The organism is Desulfofundulus luciae (assembly GCF_030813795.1).
In the GTDB taxonomy this organism is placed as follows: domain Bacteria; phylum Bacillota; class Desulfotomaculia; order Desulfotomaculales; family Desulfovirgulaceae; genus Desulfofundulus; species Desulfofundulus luciae.
In genome coordinates, this window is the sequence record NZ_JAUSUX010000007.1 from 117,697 (window position 1) to 128,358 (window position 10,662).

Below are 10,662 nucleotides of genomic sequence, written 5' to 3' on the forward strand. Positions count from 1 at the left end.
CATCTCCCTACCTGATAAAGCCCTGGTAGCTGCGCATCAACATGTGGGATTCAACCTGCTTCATGGTATCCAGGGCCACCCCCACCACAATCAACAGGGCGGTACCGCCAAAGTAAATCTGGGGGATGCGGGTAGCCAGCAGGACAAAATTCGGCAGGATGGCAATTAAGGCCAGGAAAATGGCCCCCGCCAGGGTTACCCGGCTCATAACCCGGCTGATGTACTCGGCCGTGGGGCGTCCGGGCCGGATGCCCGGGATGAAGCCGCCGTACTTCTTGATGTTTTCGGCAATATCCACCGGGTTCATGATTACCGCCGTGTAGAAGTAGGTAAAGCCAATCACCAGCAGGGCGTAAATGACGGTATGCAGCGCCGTACCCCAGGCAAAAAAGGTGAGGTACCAGTTGCCAAACCAGGTGTTTTGAAACCACCGGGCAATCTGTTCCGGAAACATCAAAATGGAAGAAGCAAAGATCACCGGGATAACACCGGCCTGGTTCACCCTTAAGGGCAGGTGGGTGGACTGCCCGCCGTATACCCGGCGTCCCACCACGCGCTTGGCGTACTGCACGGGAATGCGCCGCTGCCCCTCATTGACGGCCACAATGGCGGCAATGACCAATGCGCCAATGACCAGGAGCAGGATGACGCTCAGGATATTGATGGTCCCGGCCCGCAGGTACTCCACCACCCGCACAACGCCCGCCGGAACCCGGGAGACAATACCGGCAAAGATCAAAAGCGAGATGCCGTTGCCAATGCCCTTTTCGGTAATCTGTTCCCCGATCCACATAAGGAAGGCCGTCCCGGCGGTCAGGGTCAGGGCCACCAGAAGGTAGTGGCCGACGGTCGGGCTCACCAGCACATGCTGGTTGCGCAGGGCAAAGCTGATACCGATGGCCTGAATAAACGCCAGCACGACGGTGAGGTAGCGGGTATACTGGACGATTTTTTTCCGGCCCTCTTCCCCTTCCTTGGCCAGCCGTTCCAGGGAGGGAATGACCACCGTCAGAAGCTGCATAATAATAGAAGCGTTAATGTATGGAGTAATACTCATGGCAAAAATGGAAAAGTTTTTAAAAGCCCCGCCGGAAATCACGTCAAAGAAGCCGAAAAGGGCACCGGTTTGGAGCAGCTTCGCAAAAACCTCTGTGTTGACCCCCGGCACGGGAATATGGGCGCCGATGCGGAAAACAAAGAGCATGGCCAGGGTAAAGAAAAGTTTTGAACGCAGCTCATCAATCCTGACGGCGCTTCTGAGGCTATCCAGCACCTAGATCACCTCAGCCTTGCCGCCGGCAGCTTCAATCTTTTCCACCGCCGATTTGCTGAAGGCGTGGGCCCTTACGGTGAGCGCTTTTTCAAGCTGCCCGTCGCCCAGGATCTTTACCCCGTCACCCAGCTTTTTGATTATCCGTTCCGATAGAAGGGTTTCCGGCGTTACCACTGCACCGTTTTCAAAACGGTTTAAAACATCAATATTTACGGCCACTATCTCCTTCTTAAAGGGCGCATTGGTAAAACCCCGCTTGGGTATGCGCCGCTGCAAGGGCATCTGGCCACCCTCAAAACCGGGCCTTACCCCGCCGCCGGAGCGCGCCTTTTGTCCCTTGTGCCCCCGGCCGGCCGTCTTTCCTAACCCGGAACCGATACCCTGCCCCTTGCGGGTTGGTTTGGTACGCGCCCCCGGGTTGGGACGCAGGTCGTGCAGTTGAACCACAATTACACCTCCAGTTGGTTGCTGGTCTAAAGGCCATCCGTACCCGTCGTTTAAACTTCCTCGACCTTGACCAGGTGGGATACCTTGTTAATCATGCCCCGTATCTGCGGCGTATCGTTTTGAACTACCGAGCCGTGCAGTTTGCGCAGGCCCAGAGTGCGTACGGTTACCCGCTGGTCTTCGGGGCGACCGATGAGACTTCTGATCAGGGTAATCTTCAACTTGGCCATGTTCTTACCCCCTTAGCCCAGTAATTCTTCCACCGTTTTACCCCGCAGCCGGGCCACCTCTTCCGGAGTTTTCAGGCTCTTTAAAGCCACCATGGTGGCATGAACCATGTTGTTGGCGTTGTGCGAACCCAGGGACTTGGTAAGGATGTCCCGGATCCCGGCACACTCCAGAATCGCCCGCACGGGACCGCCGGCAATTACCCCGGTACCGGGGGCAGCCGGTTTTAACAGCACCTTGCCGGCACCAAATTCACCAATCACTTCATGGGGAATGGTGGTGCCGGATAAGGGCACCTGGATCATGTTTTTCTTGGCATCCTCAATGCCCTTGCGAATGGCCTCGGGCACCTCGCCGGCCTTGCCCAGCCCGGCGCCGACCCGGCCGTTGCCATCGCCTACCACCACCAGGGCCGAAAAACTAAAGCGTCGTCCACCTTTGACCACCTTGGCCACGCGGTTAATGGATACTACTTTCTCGGTAAGCTCCAGCTTACTGGCGTCAATCCTGGTCACCCGTTTCCCTCCTTCGTCACCTAGAATTCCAGACCGGCTTCCCGGGCGGCCTCGGCTAAAGCCTTTACCCGGCCGTGATAAATATACCCGGCCCGGTCAAATACCACTTTCTTAATCCCGCGTTCCAGGGCTTTCTGGGCCACCAGGCGGCCCACCGCGGCAGCCGCTTCCTTGTTGCCACCTGCTTTGAGCTGACCCTTCAATTCGGGGGAAAGGGTCGAAGCGCTGACCAGGGTAATTCCCCGCTCGTCATCAATAATCTGGGCATACATGTGCTTTAAGCTCCGGAAGACATTCAACCTGGGGCGCTCGGCGGTACCGGAGATCTTCTTGCGTACTCGTAAATGTCTTTTGGCCCGCAATGCCTTGCGATCCGGTTTCTTAATCAAAGCAATCAAGCCTCCCTACTTCTTACCTTTACCGCCAGCCTTGCCGGCCTTGCGCCGGATTTGTTCGTTTTCGTACCTGATGCCCTTGCCCTTGTAGGGTTCCGGCTCCCGTACACCGCGGATAACCGCAGCCAGGGCGCCGACCTTTTCTTTGTCCGTTCCCTTGACCACAATTTTGTTTGGCGCAGGAACTTCTATCTCCAGCCCCGGCGGGGGGACAATCTCGACCGGGTGGGAGTAGCCCACCGACAGCACCAGCTTGTTACCCTGCTTGGTGGCCCGGTAACCTACGCCGACCAGCTCCAGAGTTTTTGCAAACCCCTTTGTTACTCCCTCCACCATATTGGCCAGCAGCGTGCGGGTTAAACCATGCAGGGACCGGTGGTTCTTTTCGTCCGAGGGGCGTTCCACCACCAGGCGGCCCTCCTCGTCCAGGCGGATGCGCATATCCCGGTGGAATTCCCGTTCAAGCTGGCCCTTGGGCCCCTTTATGCGCACGGTATTGCCTTCTATTTGCACATCAACCCCCTGGGGCAGGGCAATGGGCTTCTTGCCAATCCTGGACACAAGCCTTCCCTCCTCCTACCATACGTAGCAGATTACTTCGCCGCCCACACCCAGTTTCCGGGCCTGTTTATCGGTCATGATACCCTTGGAGGTGGACAGGATAGCAATACCCAGGCCTCCCAGCACCTTGGGGATGGAATCCTTGCGGGCATAGACCCGGAGTCCCGGCCTGGAAATCCGTTTTAATCCGGTAATTACCCGTTTTTTGTCAGGGCCGTACTTCAAATATACGCGGATGACGCCCTGCTTGCCGTCGTCAATTATTTCGTAATCCTTAATCAGGCCCTCTTCCTTGAGAATCTCGGCAATGGCCTTCTTCAAGCGGGAAGCAGGGGCCTCCACTTTATCGAGATAAACCGTATTGGCATTGCGAATACGGGTGAGAAAGTCCGCGATCGGGTCGGTCATAACCATGGCAATACCCCCTTCCTGTTTACCAGCTGGCCTTACGAACGCCGGGAATCTCGCCGCGGTAGGCAAGAACCCGGAAACAGATGCGGCAAATGCCGAACTTGCGCATGTACGCCCGGGGACGGCCGCAGAGCTTGCAGCGGTTATGCTGGCGCACCTTGAATTTGGGTTCGCGCATTGCCTTGGCGATCATTGATTTTTTAGCCACTTAAGTCCCCCCTTATATGCGATTCGTACCTGCTTTGTAATAAATCGTCTTGAGGTCGTTCATCACTAAGCAGCCGCAAAGGGCATGCCCAGCAGGCGCAAAAGTTCCCGCGCCTCCTCGTCGGTTTTGGCCGTGGTTACAAAGATGATGTCCATTCCCCGTACTTTATCGATCTTATCATATTCGATTTCGGGGAAGATCAGCTGCTCCCGGATGCCCAGGCTGTAATTGCCGCGGCCGTCAAAGGACCTGGGCGAAACCCCCCGGAAGTCCCGCACCCTGGGGAGAGCCACGTTGAACAGCTTGTCGATGAACTCATACATGCGGTCACCCCGCAGGGTTACCTTGCAGCCCACGGTCATCCCCTGGCGCACCTTAAAGGCGGCAATGGATTTCTTAGCCCGGGTGATCACCGGACGCTGGCCGGTAATAGTGGCCAGATCGCTGACCGCCGCGTCCATGGCTTTGCTGTTATGGGTGGCCTCGCCTACGCCCATGTTGATGACCACCTTTTCCAGCCTGGGTACCTCCATCACGTTTTTATAGCCAAACTTCTGCATCATGGCCTTGACTACTTCGTTTTTATATTTATCTTTAAGTCTCGGCACGTTTTTTCACCTGCCTTTTAGCCTAGTTCTTCCCCGCATTTTTTACATACCCGCACCTTTTTGCCGTCCTCCAAAAACTTTTTAGCTATGCGGGTTGGGCTGTTGCACTTGCTGCAGACCAGCATGACGTTGGAGGCGTGGATGGGGGCTTCCTTCTCCACGATGCCTCCCTGGGGCATGCGCGGGTTGGGCCTGGTATGGCGCTTCACGATATTCACGCCCTCCACAATTACCCGCCCTTCAGCCGGTAATGCCGCCAGCACCTTGCCTCTTTTGCCGGCATATTTGCCGGTCAACACCAGCACTGTATCGCCTTTGCGCACGTGTAACTTGGGCATCCTGACCCACCTCCAGCTTCCCCGGCTAAATTACCTCCGGAGCCAGGGAAATAATCTTCATGAAGTCCCGATCCCGTAATTCCCGGGCCACCGGTCCAAAGATACGGGTGCCCCGGGGGCTCTTGTCGTCCTTGATAATCACCGCAGCGTTTTCGTCAAATTTAATGTATGAACCGTCCGGGCGGCGCACTTCCTTATTGGTACGCACAACCACCGCCCGCACCACATCGCCCTTCTTTACAACGCCTCCGGGCGTGGCCTCCTTGACGGAACAAATGATTTCATCTCCCAAACTGGCATAACGGCGCATGCTGCCGCCGAGCACGCGAATGCACATTAAACGGCGGGCACCGGTGTTGTCGGCGACGTTGAGCATTGACTGTACCTGGATCATCGGCTTTAACCTCCCTTCGCAAGGGTTTATTAAATCCGTTCAGCCCGTTCCAGGATTTCAACCACCCGCCAGCGCTTTTCTTTCGAAAGGGGCCGGGTTTCCATAATGCGCACCTTATCCCCGACGCGGCAGGCATTTTCCTCGTCATGGGCTTTAAACTTCTTGGTCTTGCGAATGGTGCGCTGGTAGAGCGGGTGCCGCACCAGGGTTTCCACCGCCACCACTACCGTTTTGTCCATTTTATCGCTAACCACGCGGCCCGTCCGGACTTTGCGCTGCTTACGAACTTCCACCTCGTGACTCCCCTTTCGTTAGGCCCGCCGGATGCCCAGCTCCCGCTCCCGGAGCACGGTCTTTAAACGGGCAATGTTCCGGCGCACTTCCCTGATTTTCATGGGGTTATCCAGCTGGTTGGTAGCCAGTTGGAACCGCAGCTTGAAAAGTTCATCCTTGGAATCGTCCAGCTTCTTGACCAGCTCCTCATCGGATAGTTCCCGCAAATCCTTAGCCTTCATTTGCCTCACTCCCACGTTTGACAAACTTTGTTTTAATGGGCAGCTTGTGAGACGCCAGGCGCATGGCTTCCCGGGCCACCTCCTCGTCAATACCGGCCAGCTCAAACAAAATCCGCCCGGGCTTGACGACCGCCACCCAGTACTCGGGAGCACCTTTACCGCTGCCCATCCGGGTTTCGGCTGGCTTAGCAGTAATTGGCCGGTCCGGGAATATCCTGATCCACACCTTCCCGCCCCGGCGAATGTAACGGGTCATGGCAATACGGGCGGCCTCGATTTGACGGCTGGTAATCCAGGCCGGTTCCAGGGCCATCAGCCCGTACTCGCCAAAGTGTACCTCCGTACCCCCCTTGGCCCTGCCGCTCAGATCTCTTACCCGGTGCTGTTTACGATATTTAACCCTCTTGGGCATGAGCATAGGCCTTCTCTCCTCCTTGACCGGCCGCAGCCTTGGCCTCCGGCAGCACTTCTCCCTTGTAAATCCATACCTTTACGCCGATCTTGCCGTAAGTGGTGTCCGCTTCCGCAAAGCCGTAATCGATATCCGCCCGCAGGGTGTGCAGGGGTACCTTGCCCTCGCTGTACCACTCGGTACGGGCAATCTCCGCTCCGGCCAGCCGGCCGCTGACGGAAACCTTGATCCCCCTGGCGCCCATTTTCATGGCCCGCGACACGGCCTGTTTCATGGCCCGCCTGAAGGCAACCCGCTTTTCGATCTGGGCGGCCACGTTCTCCGCCACTAACTGGGCGTCCAGCTCGGGCACTTTGATTTCCACGATGTTCACGTGCACCTGCTTGCCCGTCATTTTTTCCAGTTCCCGGCGCAGGTTTTCTACCTCCGCACCGCCCCGGCCGATGACAATCCCCGGCTTGGCCGTATAAATGCTGATGCGGATGCGGTTGGCTGCCCGTTCAATGGCAATGCGGGAGATGCCGGCGGCATAAAGCTTTTGCTTGATATATCTGCGGATCTTAACATCTTCTAAAAGCAGGTTGGCAAAATTCTTCTTATCGGCAAACCATTTGGCGTCCCAGTCTTTGATAATGCCAATGCGCAACCCTTTGGGATGTACCTTCTGGCCCACACTACTCCTCCTTTTCTATTCCTTTTCCTTGACCACCACAGTGATGTGGCTGGTCCGCCTCCGCAACAGGTCCGCCCGGCCCATGGCCCGGGCCTGGTAACGCTTCCAGGTGGGACCCTGATCCACATAAGCCGCCGCAATATAGAGATTATCAGGATTCATATCGTAGTTGTGTTCCGCGTTGGCCGCAGCCGATTTAATTACCTTGGCCACCGGAACCGCGGCCCTTTTAGGCGTAAACCTCAGGATGGCCAGCGCCTCACGTACATCCTTCCCCCGGATGAGATCCACCACCTGGCGCACCTTGCGGGGTGAAATGCGCACGTACCTGGCCACTGCTCTGGCTTCCATCCCAAACCCTCCTTAATGATTACTTCAGGGCCGTGGATCTTTCGGTGTGGGCACCGTGGCCCCTGAATATCCGGGTGGGAGCAAACTCACCCAGCTTATGCCCCACCATGTCTTCGGTAATATATATGGGAACGTGTTTCCGGCCGTCGTGCACGGCAATGGTATGACCGATCATCTGCGGGAAAATGGTCGAACGGCGGGACCAGGTCTTGATGACCCGCTTTTCCCCTTTAGCGTTCATTTCCTCGATTTTTTTCAATAGCTTCGGATCGCAGTAGGGGCCCTTTTTCAATGAACGTCCCATAGCCTTTTCACCTACCTCCTTCCGCTGCTGCCCGGATTGCCGAATTACTTCGCCCTTCTCTTGATGATCAGGCGATCGCTGGGTTTCTTCTTCCGCGTACGGGCACCCAGGGCCGGCTTGCCCCAGGGAGTAACCGGGTTACGGCCAATGGGGGAACGGCCTTCACCGCCGCCGTGGGGGTGATCCACCGGGTTCATGACCACACCGCGCACGGTCGGCCTGATGCCCAGCCAGCGCGAGCGGCCGGCTTTACCGATGGTGATGTTTTCATGCTCCACATTGCCCACCTGACCGATGGTGGCCCGGCAATCCAGAAGAAGCAGGCGCATTTCGCCCGAGGGCATGCGAATGTGGGCATACTTGCCTTCCTTGGCCATAACCTGGGCCGCCGCACCCGCCGAGCGCACCAGTTGGCCGCCGCCGCCTGGATACAGCTCCAGGTTGTGCACCAGGGTACCCACCGGGATATTCCGCAGGGGCAGCGCGTTGCCCACCTTGATGTCGGCATCAGGACCCGATACCACCGTCATACCCACTTCCAGGCCCACGGGAGCCAGGATGTAGCGCTTTTCCCCGTCGGCATAGTGCAACAGGGCAATACGGGCCGAACGGTTGGGGTCGTATTCAATGCTGGCTACCCTGGCCGGGATGCCGTCCTTATCCCGTTTGAAGTCAATGATCCGGTACATGCGCTTGTGACCGCCGCCCCGGTGCCTTACGGTAATCCTGCCCTGGAAATTGCGGCCGGCCTTTTTCTTCAGCGGCGCCAGCAAGGATTTTTCCGGTTCGGTTTTGGTGATTTCATCAAAGGTCGATACGGTAACAAACCGCCGCCCGGGAGATGTCGGCTTGAACTTTTTAATACCCAACTGGTTTCCCTCCTTCCAAAATAAGCCCGCGCACCCGAATCGGGGGGAGGGAAGTTTTACACACCCTCAAAGAGTTCGATCTTATCCCCTTTCCGCAGGGTGACGATGGCTTTCTTGACGTCGGGGCGGCGACCAACGACATTCCGCACCCGTCTTGTTTTCCCTTTAACCCGCATGGTGTTTACCTTTTCGACTTTCACCTTGAACAGTTCTTCTACCGCTCTCTTGATTTCCACCTTGTTGGCATGGGGATCGACGATAAAAGTATACTTGTTGTCGGCCAGCAGGGACATGCTCTTCTCCGTAATTACCGGCCGCTTTAAAATATCCCGGGGGTTTTTCACTGGGCCAGCACCTCCTGGACCCTGGCCACCGCGTCCTTCGTTATGACCAGCGTATTATGGGCCAACAGGTCGTACACATTAAGACCATCGGCGGCCATGGGTTTAATACCGGGGATATTCCGGGCCGACTTGAACACGTTTTCCTCCCGGCCGGCAGTAACCACCAGGGCCTTGTCGTTTACCTTGAGGTTCCCCAAAATGCGCACCATATCCTTGGTACGGGGCTTTTCCAACTTCAGGTCTTCCAGAACCACAATTTTGCCGTCCTGTACCTTGGCCGATAGGGCGGACTTCATTGCCAGGCGCCGCACCTTGCGGGGCAACCGGTAACTGTAGTCCCGGGGATGTGGACCAAAGACTATGCCGCCCTTCCGCCAGATGGGGGAACGAATGCTGCCGTGACGGGCACGGCCGGTACCTTTCTGGCGCCAGGGTTTGCGCCCGCCGCCCCGAACCTCTCCCCGGGTTTTGGTATCATGGGTTCCCAGACGGCGCCCGGCCAGCTGCCAGACTACGACATCGTGCAGCACGGACATATGCACGGGAACGCCGAATACATCGTCCCGCAAATGGATTTCGCCCACCTGGTCCCCGTTGATATTGTAAACGGCAACTGTAGGCATAACGCTTTCCTCCTTCCGGTGCCTGGTTACTAGCGGGCCTTAACGGTTTCTTTAACCAGCAAAAGACCCCCGCGGGGGCCAGGGACAGATCCTTTCACGGCCAGAAGATTTCTCTGGGGGTCCACCCGCACTACTTCCAGGTTTTGCACCGTTACCCGCTCCACACCGTAATGTCCGGGCAACTTTCTTCCCTTGAAAACCCGGGCCGGTCCTTTCGCTCCCAGGGAGCCGGGCCGGCGGTGGTACTTGGAACCGTGGGCCATGGGTCCCCGGTGAAAGCCGTGGCGTTTAATGCCGCCTGCAAAACCACGGCCCCTGGATGTGCCGACCACATCCACCCTTTCACCGGTGGCAAAGACATCGGCCCTAATTTCCTGCCCCACCTGGTAATCTTCCACATTTTCCACGCGCAATTCCCGCAAAAAACGCAAAGGCCGCACACCGGCTTTAGCAAAATGCCCTTTTAAGGGTTTGTTGACCAAACGCTCGGGCTTTTCGCCAAAACCCAGCTGGATCGCGCTGTATCCGTCCCGCTCGGGGGTTTTCTTCTGCACCACTATGCAGGGACCGGCTTCGATGACTGTAACGGGAATGGCCTGCCCGGCATCATTGAAAATCTGGGTCATGCCGACTTTACGGCCGAGGATGCCCTTGGGCATGGTCCTTAGCACCTCCTAAAGCTTGATTTCAATGTCCACCCCGGCAGGCAGATCCAGGCGCATTAAGGCGTCCACGGTTTTAGACGTGGGTTCCAGGATATCAATCAAACGCTTGTGCGTCCGTATCTCAAACTGCTCCCGCGAGTCCTTGTTGACGTGGGGTGAACGCAAAATGGTGTAAATATTTTTCTCTGTGGGCAAAGGAATAGGGCCGGCTACCTGGGCGCCGGTGCGCCGGGCGGTTTCCACAATCTTCTGGGCCGACTGATCCAGCATGTGGTGATCGTAGGCCTTCAGCCGGATGCGAATCTTTTGCTTTTTCAAGGGTCTACCTCCTTTCAAACCCGGCAAAGGGGTTTTCGTAAATATGAGAAGTGGGATGTGGGATGCTTTCCATTACTGGCCCCACTTTCCACTTCCCACTTCTCGTTCCAGCCGGCTACTCGATAATCTGGGTGACCACGCCGGCTCCGACGGTACGGCCACCTTCCCGGATGGCGAAGCGCAGCCCTTCTTCAATGGCAATGGGGGTGA

Annotated in this window: 23 protein-coding genes; all 23 read right to left on the reverse strand. The window is 57.0% G+C overall.

Annotated features, from left to right (window positions below):
* Positions 1-7 precede the first annotated feature (7 nt).
* Complete coding sequence (secY, locus tag J2Z49_RS06125; RefSeq protein ID WP_307400863.1) at positions 8-1,273, reverse strand: preprotein translocase subunit SecY; 1,266 nt, start codon at positions 1,271-1,273, stop codon at positions 8-10.
* The gene (gene rplO, locus J2Z49_RS06130) at positions 1,274-1,720 is read right to left on the reverse strand and encodes a 50S ribosomal protein L15 (protein ID WP_307400866.1); all 447 of its coding nucleotides are present in this window, start codon (positions 1,718-1,720) and stop codon (positions 1,274-1,276) included.
* 50 nt (positions 1,721-1,770) lie between these two features.
* Positions 1,771-1,950 (reverse strand): 50S ribosomal protein L30, encoded by a 180-nt coding sequence (gene rpmD / locus J2Z49_RS06135; protein WP_307400870.1) that lies wholly within the window; start codon positions 1,948-1,950, stop codon positions 1,771-1,773.
* 12 nt (positions 1,951-1,962) lie between these two features.
* Positions 1,963-2,463 (reverse strand): 30S ribosomal protein S5, encoded by a 501-nt coding sequence (rpsE, locus tag J2Z49_RS06140; protein WP_013824046.1) that lies wholly within the window; start codon positions 2,461-2,463, stop codon positions 1,963-1,965.
* Positions 2,464-2,483: 20 nt separating this feature from the next.
* On the reverse strand, positions 2,484-2,852 hold the full coding sequence (gene rplR, locus J2Z49_RS06145) for a 50S ribosomal protein L18 (protein WP_307400875.1): 369 nt from the start codon (positions 2,850-2,852) through the stop codon (positions 2,484-2,486).
* Between the two features lie 15 nt (positions 2,853-2,867).
* On the reverse strand, positions 2,868-3,419 hold the full coding sequence (gene rplF, locus J2Z49_RS06150) for a 50S ribosomal protein L6 (RefSeq protein WP_072868788.1): 552 nt from the start codon (positions 3,417-3,419) through the stop codon (positions 2,868-2,870).
* A gap of 15 nt (positions 3,420-3,434) precedes the next feature.
* Positions 3,435-3,833 (reverse strand): 30S ribosomal protein S8, encoded by a 399-nt coding sequence (rpsH, locus tag J2Z49_RS06155; protein WP_013824049.1) that lies wholly within the window; start codon positions 3,831-3,833, stop codon positions 3,435-3,437.
* 19 nt (positions 3,834-3,852) lie between these two features.
* Positions 3,853-4,038, reverse strand: coding sequence for a type Z 30S ribosomal protein S14 (locus J2Z49_RS06160; RefSeq protein ID WP_013824050.1), 186 nt, complete (start codon positions 4,036-4,038; stop codon positions 3,853-3,855).
* A gap of 65 nt (positions 4,039-4,103) precedes the next feature.
* A complete protein-coding gene (gene rplE, locus J2Z49_RS06165) occupies positions 4,104-4,646 on the reverse strand; it encodes a 50S ribosomal protein L5 (protein WP_307400879.1) in 543 nt (180 codons plus the stop codon).
* Positions 4,647-4,663: 17 nt separating this feature from the next.
* On the reverse strand, positions 4,664-4,984 hold the full coding sequence (gene rplX, locus J2Z49_RS06170; protein WP_013824052.1) for a 50S ribosomal protein L24: 321 nt from the start codon (positions 4,982-4,984) through the stop codon (positions 4,664-4,666).
* 25 nt (positions 4,985-5,009) lie between these two features.
* Positions 5,010-5,378 (reverse strand): 50S ribosomal protein L14, encoded by a 369-nt coding sequence (gene rplN / locus J2Z49_RS06175; protein ID WP_072868783.1) that lies wholly within the window; start codon positions 5,376-5,378, stop codon positions 5,010-5,012.
* Positions 5,379-5,407: 29 nt separating this feature from the next.
* On the reverse strand, positions 5,408-5,671 hold the full coding sequence (rpsQ, locus tag J2Z49_RS06180; protein WP_013824054.1) for a 30S ribosomal protein S17: 264 nt from the start codon (positions 5,669-5,671) through the stop codon (positions 5,408-5,410).
* An 18-nt stretch (positions 5,672-5,689) separates the two neighbouring features.
* Positions 5,690-5,893: a 50S ribosomal protein L29 gene (rpmC, locus tag J2Z49_RS06185; RefSeq protein ID WP_013824055.1), complete on the reverse strand. Its 204-nt coding sequence runs from the start codon at positions 5,891-5,893 to the stop codon at positions 5,690-5,692.
* Positions 5,883-6,311 carry a 50S ribosomal protein L16 gene (gene rplP / locus J2Z49_RS06190; protein WP_013824056.1) on the reverse strand — a complete coding sequence of 143 codons (429 nt, stop codon included), beginning with the start codon at positions 6,309-6,311 and terminating at the stop codon, positions 5,883-5,885. The genes rpmC and rplP overlap by 11 nt, the downstream gene beginning before the upstream one ends.
* Positions 6,289-6,978 carry a 30S ribosomal protein S3 gene (gene rpsC, locus J2Z49_RS06195; protein WP_307400883.1) on the reverse strand — a complete coding sequence of 230 codons (690 nt, stop codon included), beginning with the start codon at positions 6,976-6,978 and terminating at the stop codon, positions 6,289-6,291. Before rpsC ends, rplP begins: the two co-directional genes overlap by 23 nt.
* A 15-nt stretch (positions 6,979-6,993) precedes the next feature.
* Complete coding sequence (rplV, locus tag J2Z49_RS06200; RefSeq protein ID WP_072868780.1) at positions 6,994-7,329, reverse strand: 50S ribosomal protein L22; 336 nt, start codon at positions 7,327-7,329, stop codon at positions 6,994-6,996.
* Between the two features lie 19 nt (positions 7,330-7,348).
* Positions 7,349-7,633, reverse strand: a complete 285-nt coding sequence (gene rpsS / locus J2Z49_RS06205) for a 30S ribosomal protein S19 (protein WP_307400886.1) — start codon at positions 7,631-7,633, stop codon at positions 7,349-7,351.
* A 44-nt stretch (positions 7,634-7,677) separates the two neighbouring features.
* Positions 7,678-8,502: a 50S ribosomal protein L2 gene (gene rplB / locus J2Z49_RS06210; RefSeq protein WP_307400888.1), complete on the reverse strand. Its 825-nt coding sequence runs from the start codon at positions 8,500-8,502 to the stop codon at positions 7,678-7,680.
* 56 nt (positions 8,503-8,558) lie between these two features.
* On the reverse strand, positions 8,559-8,846 hold the full coding sequence (rplW, locus tag J2Z49_RS06215) for a 50S ribosomal protein L23 (RefSeq protein ID WP_307400890.1): 288 nt from the start codon (positions 8,844-8,846) through the stop codon (positions 8,559-8,561).
* Positions 8,843-9,469, reverse strand: coding sequence for a 50S ribosomal protein L4 (rplD, locus tag J2Z49_RS06220; protein WP_307400893.1), 627 nt, complete (start codon positions 9,467-9,469; stop codon positions 8,843-8,845). Before rplD ends, rplW begins: the two co-directional genes overlap by 4 nt.
* A 29-nt stretch (positions 9,470-9,498) precedes the next feature.
* The gene (gene rplC / locus J2Z49_RS06225) at positions 9,499-10,128 is read right to left on the reverse strand and encodes a 50S ribosomal protein L3 (protein ID WP_307400896.1); all 630 of its coding nucleotides are present in this window, start codon (positions 10,126-10,128) and stop codon (positions 9,499-9,501) included.
* A 15-nt stretch (positions 10,129-10,143) separates the two neighbouring features.
* Positions 10,144-10,452 (reverse strand): 30S ribosomal protein S10, encoded by a 309-nt coding sequence (gene rpsJ, locus J2Z49_RS06230; protein ID WP_307400899.1) that lies wholly within the window; start codon positions 10,450-10,452, stop codon positions 10,144-10,146.
* Between the two features lie 115 nt (positions 10,453-10,567).
* Positions 10,568-10,662 (reverse strand): EF-Tu C-terminal domain-related protein (locus J2Z49_RS06235; protein ID WP_407650054.1); only part of this gene is annotated, 95 nt, incomplete at its 5' end.

What these genes read in the sequence shown, in the direction of transcription:
- rpmD (WP_307400870.1), bottom strand. Translation starts at nt 1,950, where the DNA reads ATGGCCAAGTTGAAGATTACCCTGATCAGAAGTCTCATCGGTCGCCCC.
- rpsH (WP_013824049.1), bottom strand. Translation starts at nt 3,833, where the DNA reads ATGGTTATGACCGACCCGATCGCGGACTTTCTCACCCGTATTCGCAAT.
- rplX (WP_013824052.1), bottom strand. Translation starts at nt 4,984, where the DNA reads ATGCCCAAGTTACACGTGCGCAAAGGCGATACAGTGCTGGTGTTGACC.
- rplN (WP_072868783.1), bottom strand. Translation starts at nt 5,378, where the DNA reads ATGATCCAGGTACAGTCAATGCTCAACGTCGCCGACAACACCGGTGCC.
- rpmC (WP_013824055.1), bottom strand. Translation starts at nt 5,893, where the DNA reads ATGAAGGCTAAGGATTTGCGGGAACTATCCGATGAGGAGCTGGTCAAG.
- rplP (WP_013824056.1), bottom strand. Translation starts at nt 6,311, where the DNA reads ATGCTCATGCCCAAGAGGGTTAAATATCGTAAACAGCACCGGGTAAGA.
- rplV (WP_072868780.1), bottom strand. Translation starts at nt 7,329, where the DNA reads ATGGAAGCCAGAGCAGTGGCCAGGTACGTGCGCATTTCACCCCGCAAG.
- rpsS (WP_307400886.1), bottom strand. Translation starts at nt 7,633, where the DNA reads ATGGGACGTTCATTGAAAAAGGGCCCCTACTGCGATCCGAAGCTATTG.
- rplD (WP_307400893.1), bottom strand. Translation starts at nt 9,469, where the DNA reads ATGCCTACAGTTGCCGTTTACAATATCAACGGGGACCAGGTGGGCGAA.
- rplC (WP_307400896.1), bottom strand. Translation starts at nt 10,128, where the DNA reads ATGCCCAAGGGCATCCTCGGCCGTAAAGTCGGCATGACCCAGATTTTC.